17 protein-coding genes are annotated in these 16,294 nt (G+C 45.9%); 6 read left to right on the top strand and 11 right to left on the bottom strand.

From position 1 onward, the window contains the following. Window positions 1–91: 91 nt before the first annotated feature. From HDC91_RS10155 to HDC91_RS10135, 5 genes are all read left to right on the top strand, one after another. Window positions 92–466, top strand: a complete 375-nt coding sequence (locus tag HDC91_RS10155; RefSeq protein WP_183551631.1) for a GxxExxY protein — start codon at window positions 92–94, stop codon at window positions 464–466. Window positions 467–676: 210 nt separating this feature from the next. After that, window positions 677–2,080 (top strand): dihydrolipoyl dehydrogenase, encoded by a 1,404-nt coding sequence (gene lpdA / locus HDC91_RS10150; RefSeq protein ID WP_183551628.1) that lies wholly within the window; start codon window positions 677–679, stop codon window positions 2,078–2,080. 75 nt (window positions 2,081–2,155) lie between these two features. Continuing rightward, window positions 2,156–2,593 carry a sterol desaturase family protein gene (locus tag HDC91_RS10145; RefSeq protein ID WP_183551625.1) on the top strand — a complete coding sequence of 146 codons (438 nt, stop codon included), beginning with the start codon at window positions 2,156–2,158 and terminating at the stop codon, window positions 2,591–2,593. Window positions 2,594–2,736: 143 nt separating this feature from the next. After that, the gene (gene murB, locus HDC91_RS10140) at window positions 2,737–3,756 is read left to right on the top strand and encodes a UDP-N-acetylmuramate dehydrogenase (RefSeq protein ID WP_183551607.1); all 1,020 of its coding nucleotides are present in this window, start codon (window positions 2,737–2,739) and stop codon (window positions 3,754–3,756) included. Between the two features lie 273 nt (window positions 3,757–4,029). Continuing rightward, entirely contained in the window at window positions 4,030–4,566 is a 537-nt protein-coding gene (locus HDC91_RS10135; RefSeq protein WP_183551604.1) for an RNA polymerase sigma factor, read from the top strand. A 205-nt stretch (window positions 4,567–4,771) separates the two neighbouring features. Here the strand turns inward: HDC91_RS10135 and HDC91_RS10130 are convergent, their stop codons facing one another. Genes HDC91_RS10130 through HDC91_RS10115 form a run of 4 tightly spaced genes read right to left on the bottom strand, consistent with a single transcriptional unit; the run spans window position 4,772 to window position 7,111 of the window. Beyond that, window positions 4,772–5,011, bottom strand: a complete 240-nt coding sequence (locus HDC91_RS10130) for a cytochrome b5 domain-containing protein (RefSeq protein ID WP_183551601.1) — start codon at window positions 5,009–5,011, stop codon at window positions 4,772–4,774. Then, a complete protein-coding gene (locus HDC91_RS10125; RefSeq protein ID WP_183551598.1) occupies window positions 5,011–5,691 on the bottom strand; it encodes a lycopene cyclase domain-containing protein in 681 nt (226 codons plus the stop codon). The genes HDC91_RS10130 and HDC91_RS10125 overlap by 1 nt, the downstream gene beginning before the upstream one ends. Then, on the bottom strand, window positions 5,692–6,255 hold the full coding sequence (locus tag HDC91_RS10120) for a hypothetical protein (protein WP_183551595.1): 564 nt from the start codon (window positions 6,253–6,255) through the stop codon (window positions 5,692–5,694). 22 nt (window positions 6,256–6,277) lie between these two features. Next, a complete protein-coding gene (locus HDC91_RS10115) occupies window positions 6,278–7,111 on the bottom strand; it encodes a phytoene/squalene synthase family protein (RefSeq protein ID WP_183551592.1) in 834 nt (277 codons plus the stop codon). Between the two features lie 131 nt (window positions 7,112–7,242). Here HDC91_RS10115 and HDC91_RS10110 point away from each other — a divergent pair, with 131 nt between their 5' ends. Beyond that, a complete protein-coding gene (locus HDC91_RS10110; protein ID WP_183551589.1) occupies window positions 7,243–8,727 on the top strand; it encodes an NAD(P)/FAD-dependent oxidoreductase in 1,485 nt (494 codons plus the stop codon). 201 nt (window positions 8,728–8,928) lie between these two features. On the opposite strand, the gene ilvA is transcribed toward HDC91_RS10110, so the two are convergent. The 7 genes from ilvA to leuC form a co-directional block, all read right to left on the bottom strand. Then, a complete protein-coding gene (ilvA, locus tag HDC91_RS10105; RefSeq protein WP_183551586.1) occupies window positions 8,929–10,179 on the bottom strand; it encodes a threonine ammonia-lyase IlvA in 1,251 nt (416 codons plus the stop codon). Between the two features lie 3 nt (window positions 10,180–10,182). Further along, window positions 10,183–11,349: a 2-isopropylmalate synthase gene (locus HDC91_RS10100; RefSeq protein WP_183551583.1), complete on the bottom strand. Its 1,167-nt coding sequence runs from the start codon at window positions 11,347–11,349 to the stop codon at window positions 10,183–10,185. A 129-nt stretch (window positions 11,350–11,478) separates the two neighbouring features. Continuing rightward, on the bottom strand, window positions 11,479–12,237 hold the full coding sequence (locus tag HDC91_RS10095) for a class I SAM-dependent methyltransferase (protein WP_183551580.1): 759 nt from the start codon (window positions 12,235–12,237) through the stop codon (window positions 11,479–11,481). Window positions 12,238–12,315: 78 nt separating this feature from the next. After that, complete coding sequence (gene leuB / locus HDC91_RS10090; RefSeq protein WP_183552535.1) at window positions 12,316–13,386, bottom strand: 3-isopropylmalate dehydrogenase; 1,071 nt, start codon at window positions 13,384–13,386, stop codon at window positions 12,316–12,318. Window positions 13,387–13,426: 40 nt separating this feature from the next. After that, on the bottom strand, window positions 13,427–14,221 hold the full coding sequence (locus HDC91_RS10085; protein ID WP_183551577.1) for a methyltransferase domain-containing protein: 795 nt from the start codon (window positions 14,219–14,221) through the stop codon (window positions 13,427–13,429). Between the two features lie 53 nt (window positions 14,222–14,274). Further along, a complete protein-coding gene (leuD, locus tag HDC91_RS10080) occupies window positions 14,275–14,862 on the bottom strand; it encodes a 3-isopropylmalate dehydratase small subunit (RefSeq protein WP_183551574.1) in 588 nt (195 codons plus the stop codon). Continuing rightward, a complete protein-coding gene (gene leuC / locus HDC91_RS10075) occupies window positions 14,862–16,277 on the bottom strand; it encodes a 3-isopropylmalate dehydratase large subunit (RefSeq protein WP_183551571.1) in 1,416 nt (471 codons plus the stop codon). The genes leuD and leuC overlap by 1 nt, the downstream gene beginning before the upstream one ends. Between the last annotated feature and the right edge of the window lie 17 nt (window positions 16,278–16,294).

The raw sequence follows: 16,294 nt of genomic DNA, 5'->3' as shown, positions 1-16,294 counted from the left end.
GGCGACGATTTTCTGAACCATGATTTGCTTGATTTAAGGATTAATAGGATTTCTTCACTTGACTAAGTGAGTAAAATTGGTACATTGCTTAATGAAACATGCGGACTTGACGCAGAAAATTATTGGTTGTGCAATGAAAGTACATGGTGTTTTGGGTAATGGCTTTCAAGAAGTAATTTATCAGCGTGCGCTGGCAATCGAGCTATCAAAAGCCGACTTGGCATACGCAAGGGAACTCGACATGGTTATCTATTATGATGGTATCGATATTGGGGCGCGTAGGGTTGATTTTTTTATTGAAAACACCATTATGGTTGAACTAAAAGCAATTATCCAATTAGAAGAAGTCCATTTAGCACAGGCGATGAATTATCTTGAAGCTTACAATATAGAAATAGGCTTGCTAATAAATTTTGGATCAAAAAGTTTGCAATTCAAACGCGTCCACAATAACAAAATGGCCTAAGGGAAAATCAAGCAATCATATAATCAAGCAAATCAAGGTTCAGACAATTGCGCAGGTAACACCATGGTTAGTTGGAAAAGATCAAACAATACATATTATAATCAATTCCCCCTTCCCCTCTAACCCTCTGTCAACCCCTTCACATTTTAATAATTACCTATTTATAAGCCTGCAAACATTCCTTAACTTTGGCCACCAAAATACACTGCTATGCAATATGATGTTATCGTTATAGGTTCTGGTCCGGGTGGTTATGTGGCGGCTATACGCTGCGCTCAATTGGGTATGAAAACCGCCATTATCGAAAAATACAACACCCTTGGCGGTACCTGCCTTAATGTGGGCTGTATCCCGTCGAAGGCCTTGCTCGATTCGTCCGAACATTACCATAACGCTGCCCATGCCTTCTCTGCACATGGTATCAAGCTTGATAACCTGGGCATTGATTTTGGCCAGATGATAAAACGCAAACAGGAAGTTGTTAATGCCAATACCAGCGGTATCACCTACCTGATGAAGAAGAACAAGATTGACGTACACGTAGGTGTAGGTTCATTTAAAGATAAAAATACCATTATTGTTACAGCTGCTGACGGTAAAACCACCGAGCTAACCACCGAAAAGGTGATCATTGCTACTGGTTCCAAACCGTCAAGCCTGCCTTTCCTGAAGATCGATAAAAAACGTATTATCACTTCAACCGAGGCTTTAACCCTTAATGAAATACCAAAGCACCTGATATTGATAGGCGGTGGTGTTATTGGTTTGGAACTGGGCTCGGTTTACGCGCGTTTAGGCGCTAAGGTATCGGTAATTGAGTATATGGACAGCATTATCCCTACAATGGATAAAGCGCTTGGCCGCGAGTTACAGAAAGTATTAAAAAAACTGGGCATGGAGTTTTACCTGGGCCATAAGGTTACAGGCGCTACCGCCAAAGGCAAAGAGGTTACCGTTACTTTTGATAACCCAAAAGGCGAAAAACAAGAACTTAAGGGCGACTACTGCATGGTTGCCGTTGGGCGTGTTGCTTATACTGATGGGCTTGGCCTTGATAAAATAGGCATCACTGTTGAAGAACGCGGCCGTAAAATTACGGTTGACGAGCACCTGGAAACCAGCGTTAAAGGCGTTTATGCCATTGGCGATGTGATAAAAGGCGCCATGCTTGCCCACAAGGCGGAAGATGAGGGCACTTTTGTTGCCGAACTTATTGCCGGTCAAAAACCGCACATTAATTATAACCTGATCCCGGGCGTTGTTTACACATGGCCGGAAGTTGCCGCTGTTGGTTATACCGAGGAGCAACTGAAAGAAGCCGGTACAAAGTACAAAGTAGGGTCGTTCCCGTTCAAGGCGAGTGGCCGTGCCCGTGCCAGCGGCGACCTGGATGGGTTTGTAAAAGTTTTGGCTGATGCCACTACCGACGAAATTTTAGGTGTACATATGATAGGCCCGCGTGCTGCGGATATGATCGCCGAAGCGGTTATCGCTATGGAGTTCCGGGCCAGTGCCGAGGATGTAACCCGTGCCAGCCACGCCCATCCAACCTACACCGAAGCCATGCGCGAAGCGTGCTTAGCGGCTACGGAGAATAGGGCTATACATATTTAATTTACGATTGTATAATTACGATTGTAGATTTAGAAAAGCATAGTTCCCCTCTTGAGAGGGGTTAGGGGTGTGTTCATGAATATAATAATCAACATAGCCATCATAATAGCCACGATAGCAGCCATGGAACTACTCTCCTGGGCTATGCATAAATACCTTTTTCATGGGCCGCTTTGGTTTATCCATAAAACACACCATCAGCAGCGGCATGGCTGGTTCGAGCTCAATGACTTATTCAGCATCGGCTTCGCGGCGCTTGCCTTATGGCTGATGTGGGTAGGGCATATCGCTTTAGATTACCGCTTTTGGATAGGCATCGGTATTAGCGCCTATGGCACCATCTACTTCATCTTTCACGATTGGTTTATTCATAACCGATTTAAAGCATTTAAAAGCAGCAACCGCTATTTATCTGCTATCCGCCGGGCGCACAAGATCCACCATAAGTCCACAGAGAAGAACCCTTCGGAAGAGTTTGGGTTGCTGGTAGTGGGGAAGAAGTGGTTTAGATAATCCCGCCACGCGTCATTGCGAGCGTAGCGTGGCAATCTTCTACATGCTTGTGGCCAGCTTTTCTTTCGAAGATTGCTTCGTACCTTGCAATGACGATTTCAATAATATTTCCGAAATTCGCCACCATTTAAAATCATCGCCCCATGCTGCAAATACAGGAAAACGTATCGCTTAAACATTTCAACACTTTTGGTATTGATGCCAATGCCCGCTACTTTGCCGAAATAAGCCATGAGGATGAACTGGTTGAGCTTTTTGCCGACCCGCAATGGGCGCACATCAACCGGCTGGTTGTTGGCGGCGGCAGCAATATGCTGCTGGTAAAGGATTTTGAAGGGCTGGTTATCCGCATGAATATCCGCGGTATTGAGCACCGCATCAGTCACGAGGACGTATTTGTAGAGGTTGGTGCGGGCGAGGTATGGAACGACCTGGTGAACTTTTGCGTCGACCGCAACTATGCCGGTATGGAAAACCTGAGTCTGATACCGGGCTCGGTGGGCGCATCGCCCATACAAAACATAGGCGCTTACGGGGTAGAGTTAAAAGACGTGTTTGCAAGCTGCCGGGCGTTTGAGATTGCCACCGGCACCTTCCGCACGTTCACCAAAGATGATTGCAAATTTGGCTACCGCGAAAGTGTGTTCAAGTCAGAACTGGCCGGGCAGTATATAATTGTATCAGTAAAGTTCCACCTGTCGCTTAAACCTAACATCAATTTAAAATATGGCGCTATAGAGCAGGAACTGGCCAACCGTGGCATCAGTAACCCTACTATCGAGGATATATCGAAAGTGATTTCGCACATCCGCGTATCTAAACTGCCCGACCCTTCAACCATAGGTAATGCAGGGAGTTTTTTTAAAAATCCGGTAATTGGCGATGTGCAGTTCCGCCTGCTGCAGGAGCAATTTCCTGACGTAGTTAATTATCCCGCAGGCGATGGGTTGCACAAACTGGCCGCCGGATGGCTGATAGAGCAATGCGGCTGGAAGGGAAAAACAGTTGGAAACACTGGCACCTGGAAGAACCAGGCGCTGGTATTAGTGAACCACGGCGGGGCAACGGGCGAAGAAGTATACAGTCTTTCGTCGCAAATCATAGACAGTGTGTACACTAAATTTGGCGTTACCCTACAACGCGAGGTGAATATTATAAGTTAATTAACTTAATTAAGAATATAATTTTGCACGTTACTCATCTACAGTAAGTTAAGTAAACAATTGTTTTAGAAATTTAAAATAGTTTACATAACAACCACAATAGCGCAATATATGCTGTAAGTAGCTTTATAATAGCTATTTATCTATATAAAATAAATTATTCTGCCTTTTCCGCTGGTAATGGACATTTAGCTTAAAGCTTATCCTATTCCGAGTGGCTTTGTATAAAGTGGTATCATGTTTGCCTACTACTTAATACAAAACATTAACAGAATGACAAAGATTGAGTTTAACACCCTTGTATTACGTCAGGCGACTTCGCTAAGGTCATACGCCTTACACTTTACCCACGACGCAGATGATGCTAACGACCTTGTTCAGGATACAATGTTGAAAGCTATAACTTACTACAACAAGTTTAAAGAAGGCACTAATTTAAAAGGATGGTTATATACCATCATGAAAAACACCTTCATCAACAACTATCGCCGTTTTGTTAAAATGAGCACTTTTGTTACCAAAAGCGATGAGATATCATCTCCTAACCTGGTATTCAGCTCTACCAAAAACCAAGGCGAAGCTAAGTTTGTTATGGACGATATAAAACGCGCTTTAGACAGGTTGCCATCAGATTACTACGTGCCATTCACCATGTACTTTGAAGGCCACAAATACCATGAGATAGCCGACCATTTAAGTATACCTATTGGTACTGTTAAAACCCGTATCCACGTAGCCCGCAAATTGCTTAAAAAGAATTTGAAAGCTTATGATAATGGTATTGCAAAACCGGTATACGCCGAAAACTAAAATAAACTCAACATATATATAGGAAAACCTGCCTTCGGGCGGGTTTTTTTGTTTAGGCAAAAGTGTATAAGTACAGATGATAAAAGTGGTGACGCTGTTTTGACAGTGCCTGTATTATTAAGGCATTGATTATGAGATGTTCATGCCTGTTCACAGTGTTCACGCGCCGCGAAAATGAACACTTCTGAGTAAATTTGATACGATATTAGCTCAGTCTGCCTACCGCTGTAAACTTCTCAAAAACACTCTCGGTGTGCGGCGCATCGGGCAGTTCATCGGTCAGGTCCTGGCCGGCCCAATGCTCGTAATGCTTGCCATTTCGCCAAAGGCGGCTCCCGGTCACATCGTAGATAATACCTCTGTAAGCCACCCATATCTGGGGCTTATCCTGCCCGTTACGCAGCGCCAGTTGAGATCTGGTATATTCAGGCAGGTCCGGCGTCATTAAGCAAGATTTTTACGGTTCTTAAAATATTCAAAAAAACCAACGTTCATCAGCAGTAAGGCTATACTGTAAAAATGATCTTCAAACGGGATGGTGCCTACTCTAACGCCCATGTTCTGTGCATTGTTATAAAGCACAACCGGTATGGCCGTTAGTAAGCCGTTAACAATATAAAAGGGGATAAGCGATACGGCGAATGCTACGTAAAACCTGTTTAGCCAATCAACTTTAAAAAGATATAATAACAGGGCAAGCAATACTGTAAGCAGGCCAAAGGTTACTGCTGTGTACAACCGGGCATAGTTAGCAACCAATAAAGCTACAGCCATACCGATAAGTAAATTAGATATTACCCTTGCCAAAACCGGGCTTAGCTGCCATTTAACATAGTAATTTAAGCAGGCGTAAATAAAAATACAGGCAAAGGGCACCGTTAAAAAAAATAGGATCTCTTCCAGCGGCAGGCCCAGCAATTTTATGCCGACAATATATTCATCGTTAAACGACCAAACGCCATGAATGGTGAATAGCACATCCCAGAACAAAAACAGCAAACCGGTTATTGCCATCCCGGGCCATACGAATTTCCAGCTTTTGGCGAAGGCCACCCGCTTATCAAACGACAGCGCCACCGGGAAAAATACAGTAAGCGCATTGATGATAAGGTAGGTATATTTCATTTATAGAGAAGCTAAATGCTGTGATAGTTTGATTTGCTCGGCAGGAGTACACCTTTTTGAATCGAGCAGAAAGGTAACGATAGTTTTTACAAGATGCTCATCCGCCGATGAATAGTGGTTGCGCTCTATCTGTTTGATGATCTCTTCCCTGTCGGCGGCCAGGTTTTTAGTGTAACCCAAAAAGCCGGGTACATTATGCTCTACCGAAAACCGCATAAAACGTATCTCGATATTATGGGGATCGCCGATTACAGCTTTGGCAAACGTTTTTTCGGCATCGCTCAAATATTTCAGTTTATAATAAGGGTTCCAGGTATGCTTTGCTTTTAAAGCCTGTAAAGTGCCGATGTACCCGTTAATAAGCGCTGTAGGGTTTTTAATTGCCGTTAATTTACTATACAGCGAATCGGTTACCTTTCCGTTATTGATAGCGTTAACCAGTAGCTTACGTATCACCTGCGGGCTATGCTCGTCGGGGTGCGTGGGGGCACCATTACTTTTGTAAAGCGGCGAAAACAACAGTAGTATCGCGGTAAATAATATATATTTTGATCTTAAAAGCATTGGACGATCGGCGAAGTAAAACCTAAATTATATTTAGTTTTTGGTGCAGCCTGGCCTTAAAGTACAAGCCGAGTTTTTGCGTATCAGAAACCCTTATCCGCTTCTGCATAACAGTTAGAGCGGCGGTTGCCTTTATTTTTTTAAAAAGCTGCAGGTAATATATATAAGCCACGTATACGCCCAGCCTGCTGCCTTTAGGCAAAAGCTTTATGCCCTCAAATGCATCGTCAAAATCTCTTTTTATGTCGGTTTCTATCACTTGTTTATCTGCTTCGGTGAAATTTGTAAAATCCACTTCTGGGAAATAGGTACGTCCGCGGTCTTCATAGTCTGACTTAATATCCCTTAAAAAGTTTATTTTTTGAAAAGCCGAGCCTAAACTTCGTGCTTTAGGCACCAGTTTACTGTACAGCTCAGTATCGTTTTCACAAAAAACGCGCAGGCACATTAATCCTATAACCTCGGCCGAGCCATAAATGTATTTTTTATATCCGTCCTCGTCATAGGCAGTTTTATCAAGGTCCATTTTCATGGAAGTTAAAAAAGCTTCTATCAATTCTTTTTCGATATGATAATGGTTAACCACCTGCTGAAACGACTGCAACACGGGATTGGTGCTGATGCCGCGGTCAATAGCTTTAAAGGTTTCCTCCTTAAACTCATCTATCAGGCGGCGCTGGTCGTGCCCGTAAAAAGTATCCACAATTTCATCCGCATAGCGTACAAAACCGTAAATAGCGTAGATCGGGTACCTGAGCCGTTTATCGAAAGCCTTAATGCCTGTACTAAACGAAGTACTGTATTGGGTGGTAATTAGCTTACTGCATTCAAAACACGTTTTATCGAACAGGTTCATCAATCAAATGTACAAAATGAATGCTGTATTGTTTCAGCCCCCTCTAAATCTCCCCGATAGGTAGGACTTTTTTTCACTCCCTCTCCGAAGGAGAGGGTTGGGGTGAGGCTTTTTTGCTTAATTTGGTACCGATGGATATCAACAAACAAGTTATTGTTATCGGGGCTGGCTTTGCGGGGCTGGCTTCGGCATGCGTATTGGCAAAAGCGGGTTACCGTGTAACCATATTGGAAAACAACGACCAGCCCGGGGGCCGCGCACGCGTATGGGAGAAAGACGGCTTTAAGTTTGATATGGGCCCCAGCTGGTACTGGATGCCAGATGTTTTCGAAAACTTTTTTGCCTTGTTCGAAAAAAAACCATCAGATTTTTATGAGCTTAAACGGCTCGACCCCGGTTACCGTGTTTATTATGGTAAGGATGATGTACTGGACGTACCTGCCAACATGGGCGAGCTGGAAAAACTTTTTGATGAGATAGAGCCCGGGAGCAGCGCTGGCTTGCGCAAATTTTTAGAACAGGCCGCCTATAAATATAAGGTGGGTATGGGCGAGTATGTGTTTCGCCCTTCGCATTCTATTACCGAGTTTATCGACTTTAACCTGATCCGTAAAAGCATGAGCATGCAATTGCTTACCAGCATGAGCAGCCATGTGCGCCAATATTTTAAAAACCCTAAGCTGATAAAGCTGCTGGAGTTTCCGGTGCTATTTTTGGGCGCTACCCCGCAGGATACCCCCGCTATGTACAGCATGATGAACCATGCCGACCTTGCCCTTGGCACATGGTACCCCATGGGCGGCATGAACGAGATCGTTAAAGCCATGGTTGCAGTTGCCCAAAGTTATGGCGTCGAAATCAAATTAAATACCGAAGTAACAAGAATTGAGGTGGCTGATGGAAAAGCAAAAGCTGTTGAAACCAATAATGGGAGCTATACCAGTGACTTTGTGATCGCGGGTGCAGATTATCAGCATACCGACCAGTATCTTTTGGATAAAGCCAATAGAAACTACACCGAAAAATATTGGGATAAGCGCATCATGTCGCCTTCCAGTTTGTTGTTTTACATCGGCACCAATAAAAAGGTAGCGGGCATAAAACACCACAACTTGTTTTTTGACGAAGATTTTGAAATGCATGCCCAGGAGATCTATAAAAACCCGCAATGGCCTACAAAACCATTGTTTTATGCGTGCTGTTCGTCAAAAACAGACGCGGAGGCCGCACCAGATGGCGGGGAGAATCTTTTCTTTTTGATGCCGATTGCTCCGGACTTGACCGATGACGATGCTACCCGCGAAAAATACTTTGATATAATGCTGGATAGATTTGAGCATATCACCGGTCAAACCATACGCGACGCTATCATGGTTAAGCGCAGTTACGCCCTTAAGGATTTTAAAGCCGACTATCATTCTTTTAAAGGTAACGCTTACGGGCTGGCCAATACCCTTGCCCAAACCGCCTTTTTCAAACCCAGCATGCGCGCAAAACATGTTAAAAATATGCTGTATACCGGCCAGCTAACCGTGCCGGGACCAGGCGTGCCCCCTGCTTTAATATCAGGGCAGATAGCGGCGATGGAGGCGATAAAAATGATGGAAAAATTATGAGGACGTTTGGTTCACATCAAAGCAGTCGCTCGGCTCCAGCCGAGTGACCTGTATTATAAGGCCTCTGACCGAACAGCATACACTAAGGCCGGGGGCCGCTTAAAAGTCCTCACTCGGCAGGAGCCGACGATTGCGATACGAAATGAAAACAAGAACGCCGGGCTAACCCGGCGCTTCTTGTTTTTCATAGCTCTATTATCCTTATACCAAATACTCAAACAAAGTTTGATCCCGGTTTAGCTCTATTACCTCAAAGCGGTGTTCTTCCATACGCTGTAACAGCGCAGGATAATCCTCGGCGTTTTTAAGCTCGATGCCAACCAATGCCGGGCCGTTCTCTTTAGAGTTTTTCTTGATGAATTCGAAACGGGTGATATCATCGCCGGGGGCAAGCACGTTATTTACAAACAACTTTAAAGCACCCGGACGCTGCGGGAAACGGACAATGAAATAATGTTTCAACCCTTCATACAATAAAGATTTCTCTTTGATCTCCTGCATGCGGTCGATATCATTATTGCCGCCACTGATAACGCACACTACCTTTTTACCTTTTATCTGCTCTTTAACAGCATCCAGCGCGGTTACCGATAAAGCGCCTGCGGGCTCAACCACAATGGCATCCTCGTTGTATAACCTTAGGATGGTGGTACAAACCTTGCCCTCGGGCACGGTAAGCATATCATCCAATATCTCGCGGCAAATGGCAAATGTTTTATCGCCGACACGTTTTACGGCGGCGCCGTCAACAAACCGGTCAATGTCTCCCAGGGCAGTGTTTTCCCCATTTTCTATAGAAGTACGCATAGAAGGTGCGCCTTCGGGTTCTACGCCTATCAGGGTGATATTGGGTAGTTGTTGCTTAAGATAGGTTCCCATACCCGCGGCCAGACCGCCACCGCCAACAGGCATTATGGCCACATCAAAGGCTGGCAGGTCCTGTAATACCTCTACGCCCACTGTGCCCTGGCCCTCAATTGTCCGGTAATCATCAAAAGGCGGGATGAACACCATATCGTGTTCCTTCGTATAAATTAAGGCTTCGCGCAGGCAGTCGTCAAAAGTATCGCCGGTTAAAACCAGTTCTACATTACCGTTGCCGAACATCTCTGTTTGCTTAACTTTTTGTTTCGGGGTAATCTCGGGCATAAAAATAACACCTTTGATGTCTTTTTTTTTGCACGAATAAGCCACGCCCTGCGCGTGATTGCCCGCGCTGGCGCAAACTACGCCTTTTGCCAGTTGCTCATCGCTTAGCTGCGCTACCAGGTTATACGCGCCCCTTAATTTATAAGAGCGTACGATCTGCAGATCTTCGCGTTTTAAATAAATATCGCATTCGTATTTTGCCGACAAGCGTTCGTTGTACTCCAGGGGCGTATGTTTCACCACATCTTTGAGCCGTTGGTAGGCCGCGTCAAAATTCAAATGCAATGCTGTTGCTGTATCCATTACTTAGTTCTTTACCAGCCTGTATGCCATCAGGCCCTGCAGGTCATCATCATTTATATCCAGCTTTGAATCGGCAAGCGTTAAAAAGCGTTTGTAAGCATCATACAGCTCGTCTTTATCCAACTTGTGCCCTAATCTTTCCAGGTGAAATTTAAGTGCGTGGCGGCCGCTGCGCGCGGTTAAAACAATACTTGCGCTCGGGAAGCCAACGTCTTCGGGCCGAATAATTTCATAGTTTTCGCGATTCTTTAAAAAGCCATCCTGGTGGATACCGCTGCTGTGCGCGAACGCATTGCTGCCCACAATAGCCTTGTTTGGCTGTACAGGCATACGCATCTGGCTGCTGATCATGCGGCTTATTTCATAAAAATTGCGGCTGTTTACATTGGTATGCAAGCCAAGCGCCGAGTGTGTTTTGAGGATCATCACTACCTCTTCGATAGAGGTATTACCCGCGCGTTCGCCAATGCCGTTGATGGTGCCTTCTACCTGGCGGGCGCCGTTCTGTAAACCGGCTATAGAGTTGGCTGTTGCCAGGCCCAGGTCGTTATGGCAGTGTACCGAAATAATGGCCTGATCGATATTCTTAACATTTTCCTTAAGGTATTTGATCTTGCTGCCATATTGGTCGGGCAGGCAATAGCCATTAGTATCGGGGATGTTCACCACGGTAGCACCTGCAGCAATAACCGCCTCTATCATCTGTGCTAAAAAGGCAACATCGGCCCGGCCGGCATCCTCAGCGTAGAACTCAATGTCTTCTACAGATTTTTTAGCATAGCTTACCGCATCTACGGCACGTTGCAGGATCTCCTCTCGGGTGCTGTTAAATTTGTGCTGGATATGCTGGTCGGATGAGCCGATACCCGTATGGATCCTTGGGCGTTTGGCGTACTTTAATGATTCTACAGCCACATCAATATCGGTTTTGTTGGCGCGGGTAAGCGCGCAAACCACAGGCTCTTTTACAGCCTTTGATATCTCGACAACGCTCATAAAATCCCCCGGACTTGAAACAGGGAACCCCGCTTCTATAATATCCACGCCCAGCGCCTCCAGTTCGTGGGCTATCTCAATTTTTTCGGGGGTTGTCAGCTGGCAGCCCGGTACCTGTTCGCCATCGCGAAGCGTGGTATCAAAAACATAAACGCGGTTGGGATCGTGTAACATAATTCCTGGATTTGAGATGTTAGATATGAGCTTTGATACTCGCATCTGCCATCGGTTAATTCAATTTTAAATACTTTTTATTTAGACCTTAGTTTGATGATGAAAGATCTCAATCTCACATCTCAATACTCATATCTCTTTAACTGCTATAAATCTTAATCTTTTGTAATCTGCATACCATTGCCCATTCTCGTTATAATGCGGCTCAAGCAGGGCGGTAACTTCCTTCAGCATCTCTTCTTTTTCTTCTTGCGGAACACCCACCAGGTATAACGGCGCAAACATGGTTATCCATTTAGCTACGCCCTGGTCACCGTCCTGCAACGGGGTTTTACGGTCGAAATGGGCTGCGTAAGTAACCCTAAAACCGTGTTTCTCTAACCTTGTAGCGTATTCGCCTATTGATGGAAAATACCATACCTGGGTTTTTGCCTGTTTGTGATACCCGCGTTGCTCCAGCACCTGTTTGGTTGCTGCTATCAGTTTGCCTACATTGCCTTTGCCGCCCATTTCGGCAACAAAACGACCGCCGGGTTTAAGGCTTTTATAAACGCTGTCCATCATACCGTCCTGATTTTTTATCCAGTGTAAAACAGCGTTTGAAAACACTGCGTCATACTTACCCGGCTCGTCAAATTTGCTTGCATCGGCAACTTCAAACTCCACATCGGGGTAGGTTGCTTTGGCCTGCGCTATCATCTCAGGCGAATAATCCGTCCCCTTTACAATAGCCCCGGCATTTTGGATCTGCTGGGTTAAATAGCCTGTACCGCAGCCAATATCCAGGATGTGCTCGCCTTTTTTAGCATCCAATGTTTCCAGCACATTTTCACCAAATTGGTAAACAAATGCATGCTTCTGGTCATATAGTTCAGCGTTCCATTTCATGTTAGTTCATTTGTTAAATGGTTCATTTGTTCATTGGATGTTATCATTTGCACATCTGCATATTAGCAGATCTGCACATTACAAGTATTCCAATACTTTTTGCCCCATGGCTTTGCAGCCTAATATTTTACTTTTGTCGGTGTGGGCATCGGCTATATCGCCGGTGCGGTACCCTTGTTTTAATGTTTTATCTATCGCGTCGGTTATCTTTTTAGCCTCTTCTTTTAGGCCGAAGCTAATCTCGAGCATCAATGCCACCGATAGGATAGAGGCCAGCGGATTGGCTTTGTCCAGCCCGGCAATATCGTGTGCCGAACCGTGGATAGGCTCGAAAAAGCCGGTACCATCACCAATTGACGCCGATGCCAGCATCCCCATGGAGCCTGCTATCTGCGAAGCTTCATCGGTAAGGATATCCCCAAAAAGGTTGGCGGTTAATACCACATCAAACTTTTTAGGGTTTTTAACCAGTTGCATGGCGGCGTTATCGATGAACATGTGTTCGGTTTCAACATCCGGGTATTGTTTTGCCACTTCCTGTACTACCTCGCGCCACAGGCGGGATGCTTCCAGCACGTTGGCTTTATCTACCGAGCAAAGCCTTTTGCCGCGTACGCGGGCTGCTTCAAATGCTTTGGTAGCTATGCGTTCTACCTCGTAACGATGGTAGATCATCAGGTCGGATGCGGTGTTGCGGTCTTCGCTTCGCTTCTTCTCGCCGAAATAAACATCACCTGTCAACTCGCGGAAGAACAGGATATCTGTACCCTTCAATATTTCGGGCTTTAAGCTTGATGCATCCAGCAATTCATCAAATAGCATGATAGGGCGCAGGTTAGCATACAGTCCCAATTCCTTACGGATCTTTAATAACCCCTGCTCCGGGCGCACTTTAGCAGAAGGGTCGTTATCATATTTTATGTGTCCGATAGCGCCGAATAGAATGGCATCGCTGGCCTTCGCTTTTTCAAGCGTTTCGTCTGGCAAGGGGTTGCCTGTAGCCTCAATTCCGGCATGGCCCATCAGGGCTTCGTCGAACGTGAATTCGTGACCGAAATCGGCGCCTATCTTTTCTAATACGGCTTTGCCCCAGGTGGTAACCTCGGGGCCGATGCCATCACCGGGTATTACTAATATGTGTTTTTTAATTGCCATGCCCCATACCCCCTAAAGGGGATTTATTTTATGTTTATATTTTATTTATTCCGCGCACTTCTTTTAGTTTCATCACCATCAGTTGTGCGTCGCTTTCTATCCATTTATCATACTCATCAATGGCCTTTAAACGGTCATCATCGGTTATGTAACCTTCCTCAACCATTTGGGTTGATTTAGCCACTGACGACCAGATCCCTATTTTCGGGATAAAGTTTGGCACGCCTTTTTTATAAACCTCGTTCGCCTCCAATACCTCCACATCGCATAAACCGGCTTCGGTAAAATAGCCGGGCAGATCTTCGGCAATGTGGTTGTTCATGCCTGCATCGCCGCGCCATCTTAAAAACGTTGCGTAAAACTGGCGCATACTTGCCGGCGGTTCGGGCTGCCATTCTAAAGCTTCGTGGTTGTAATCCAGTACGGATAATATGCCGCCCGGCTTTAGCATGCTTTTTAGTTTTGCCACCGCTTCCTGCGGGTTGTTCAGCCATTGCAGTACCCTTGCGGCCACTATGAGGTCGAATTTTTCTTTTGGCTCGAACGAGAACAGGTCGGCATTTAAAAGTTCCAGGTTTTTAACATCGGCATAGGTTTCTTTACCACTTTCAATAAAGTACGCCGTGTTATCTATGCCGGTTACATGCCCGGTTGATCCAACTTTTTGAGCGATGCCCTTAGAGATAGCCCCGGTGCCGCAGCCGATATCCAGCACTCGCCAGCCTTGCCTAAGCAGGGGAGGAAGTGTGGCATAATCGGCTTCAAGACTACGCTCGTCAAATAACTTCGCGGTGCCTTTGCCTTCCCGTTTTATCTCTTTCTGGTTCATTAGTTCACTGGTTCAATTGTTCATTGGTATTCCTACCTTTGACATTTTGGCTTTTACCTCTGCTCAAATTCCTCAATCAATTCCTTTTTGCTCAGGATGTAGTCGATATCATCATAGCCATTGGTCATGCAGGCCTTTTTGTACGGATTAACCTCAAAGGTTTCCTGTTCGCCGGTTTTTACAATTTTGATGAACTGGTCCACCAGGTCTATTTCTACCTCCGCATGCGGATCAGCATCAATTACCTCAAATAACCTTTTCAGAAAATCGTCGCTTACCTGTACCGGCAGCAGGCCGTTATTAAGGGCATTGCCTTTAAAAATATCAGCGAAAAAGCTGCTTACTACGGCATCAAAGCCATAATCGGCAATGGCCCAGGCCGCGTGTTCCCTGCTGCTGCCACAACCAAAGTTTTTGCCTGCCACAAGCACCTTGCCGCTATAGGTAGGGTTGTTTAAAACAAAATCCTGCTTTGGGTTGCCGTCGTTATCAAAACGCCAGTCGCGAAACAGGTTATTGCCAAAGCCGTCGCGGGTGGTGGCCTTCAAAAACCTCGCGGGGATGATCTGGTCTGTATCGATATTCTCGATAGGCAGAGGCACCACGCTGGTTTGTATGTGTTTAAATATTTTGGTCGGCATTATACTAACTCCTCCTGATTAAGAAATGAACGGATATCTGTAACTACCCCTGTAATCGCGCTGGCTGCCGCGGTGAGCGGGCTGGCCAGGAAGGTGCGTGAATTTGGCCCCTGCCTGCCTTCAAAGTTCCTGTTCGAGGTGGATACACAGTATTTACCTGCCGGGATCTTATCTTCGTTCATGCCCAGGCATGCGCTGCAGCCGGGTTCGCGCAGTGGGAAACCTGCCGCTTCAAAGATCTTGTCAAGCCCTTCGCGGATGGCTTGTTCCTGAACTTGTTTAGAGCCGGGCACTACCCAAACGGTAACATTATCGGCCTTGTGTTTACCTTTTACAAATTGGGCAACCTCGCGCAGGTCTTCAATGCGGCTATTGGTACAGCTGCCAATAAAAACATAATCGATAGGTTTGCCTAAAAGCTGCTCGTCATCGTGCAGGCCCATGTAATCAAGGGCTTTTTTGTATGATCCCTGTTCCTTTTGCTCAAACGAAGCAGTTTCCGGAACGTGCTGTGTAACGCCAATGCCCATACCCGGATTTGTTCCGTAGGTTATCATCGGCTCAATGTCTTCGGCCCTGAAGCTTAATACACTGTCAAACTGTGCGTCTTCATCAGAATACAGCGTTTGCCAGTAAGCTACTGCTTTATCCCATTCTTCGCCCTTAGGAGCAAATTCGCGGCCTTTTACGTAGTTAATGGTGGTTTCGTCAGGAGCGATCAATCCGCAGCGGGCACCCATTTCAATGCTCATGTTACAGATGGTCATGCGGCCCTCCATGCTTAGCCCGCGGATGGTATCGCCGGCGTACTCAACAGCATAACCGGTACCGCCCGCGGCCGAGATCTGGGAAATAATGTAAAGGATGATATCCTTTGCGCCAACGCCTTTTTGCAATTGGCCGTTTACCTCTATCTTCATGCGCTTAGGGCGCGATTGCAGTAAACATTGCGTAGCCATTACCTGCTCAACCTGCGAGGTACCTATGCCAAAGGCAATGGCACCAAAAGCGCCGTGTGTAGAGGTGTGGCTATCGCCGCAAACATAGGTGCCACCGGGGCGGGTGATGCCCAGTTCGGGGCCTATAACGTGGACGATACCCTGGAATGGATGCCCTAAACCGTAAAGTTCGATGCCGAACTCCGCGCAGTTTTTGGTGAGCATATCAACCTGGTATCGGGAAAGTTCTTCTTTAATGGGTAGATGCTGGTCCCACGTAGGGACGTTGTGGTCGGCCGTGGCAACAGTTTGTTTTGGCCTGAAAACCGGTAACCCTCTGGCGCGCAAACCATCAAAAGCCTGCGGACTGGTTACCTCGTGGATGAAATGTGTGTCGATGTACAAAATATCGGGGAAACCCTCGTTGCTACTGACGACGTGCGCATCCCAAATCTTGTCGAATAATGTTTGTCCCATTTTTTTAAGTATAAAGT

This window comes from Mucilaginibacter sp. AK015 (genome assembly GCF_014200785.1).
Lineage (GTDB): Bacteria > Bacteroidota > Bacteroidia > Sphingobacteriales > Sphingobacteriaceae > Mucilaginibacter.
This window is presented reverse-complemented; position numbering and strand designations above follow the sequence as displayed.

Bases quoted from the DNA above. Each gene is read 5' to 3' on its own strand.
- lpdA (WP_183551628.1), top strand. From the start codon at position 677: ATGCAATATGATGTTATCGTTATAGGTTCTGGTCCGGGTGGTTATGTG.
- leuC (WP_183551571.1), bottom strand. From the start codon at position 16,277: ATGGGACAAACATTATTCGACAAGATTTGGGATGCGCACGTCGTCAGT.
- HDC91_RS10110 (WP_183551589.1), top strand. From the start codon at position 7,243: ATGGATATCAACAAACAAGTTATTGTTATCGGGGCTGGCTTTGCGGGG.
- HDC91_RS10095 (WP_183551580.1), bottom strand. From the start codon at position 12,237: ATGAAATGGAACGCTGAACTATATGACCAGAAGCATGCATTTGTTTAC.
- leuD (WP_183551574.1), bottom strand. From the start codon at position 14,862: ATGCCGACCAAAATATTTAAACACATACAAACCAGCGTGGTGCCTCTG.
- HDC91_RS10145 (WP_183551625.1), top strand. From the start codon at position 2,156: ATGAATATAATAATCAACATAGCCATCATAATAGCCACGATAGCAGCC.
- HDC91_RS10135 (WP_183551604.1), top strand. From the start codon at position 4,030: ATGACAAAGATTGAGTTTAACACCCTTGTATTACGTCAGGCGACTTCG.
- HDC91_RS10100 (WP_183551583.1), bottom strand. From the start codon at position 11,349: ATGTTACACGATCCCAACCGCGTTTATGTTTTTGATACCACGCTTCGC.
- HDC91_RS10085 (WP_183551577.1), bottom strand. From the start codon at position 14,221: ATGAACCAGAAAGAGATAAAACGGGAAGGCAAAGGCACCGCGAAGTTA.
- HDC91_RS10155 (WP_183551631.1), top strand. From the start codon at position 92: ATGAAACATGCGGACTTGACGCAGAAAATTATTGGTTGTGCAATGAAA.
- murB (WP_183551607.1), top strand. From the start codon at position 2,737: ATGCTGCAAATACAGGAAAACGTATCGCTTAAACATTTCAACACTTTT.
- HDC91_RS10130 (WP_183551601.1), bottom strand. From the start codon at position 5,011: ATGACGCCGGACCTGCCTGAATATACCAGATCTCAACTGGCGCTGCGT.
- HDC91_RS10120 (WP_183551595.1), bottom strand. From the start codon at position 6,255: ATGCTTTTAAGATCAAAATATATATTATTTACCGCGATACTACTGTTG.
- HDC91_RS10125 (WP_183551598.1), bottom strand. From the start codon at position 5,691: ATGAAATATACCTACCTTATCATCAATGCGCTTACTGTATTTTTCCCG.
- HDC91_RS10115 (WP_183551592.1), bottom strand. From the start codon at position 7,111: ATGAACCTGTTCGATAAAACGTGTTTTGAATGCAGTAAGCTAATTACC.
- ilvA (WP_183551586.1), bottom strand. From the start codon at position 10,179: ATGGATACAGCAACAGCATTGCATTTGAATTTTGACGCGGCCTACCAA.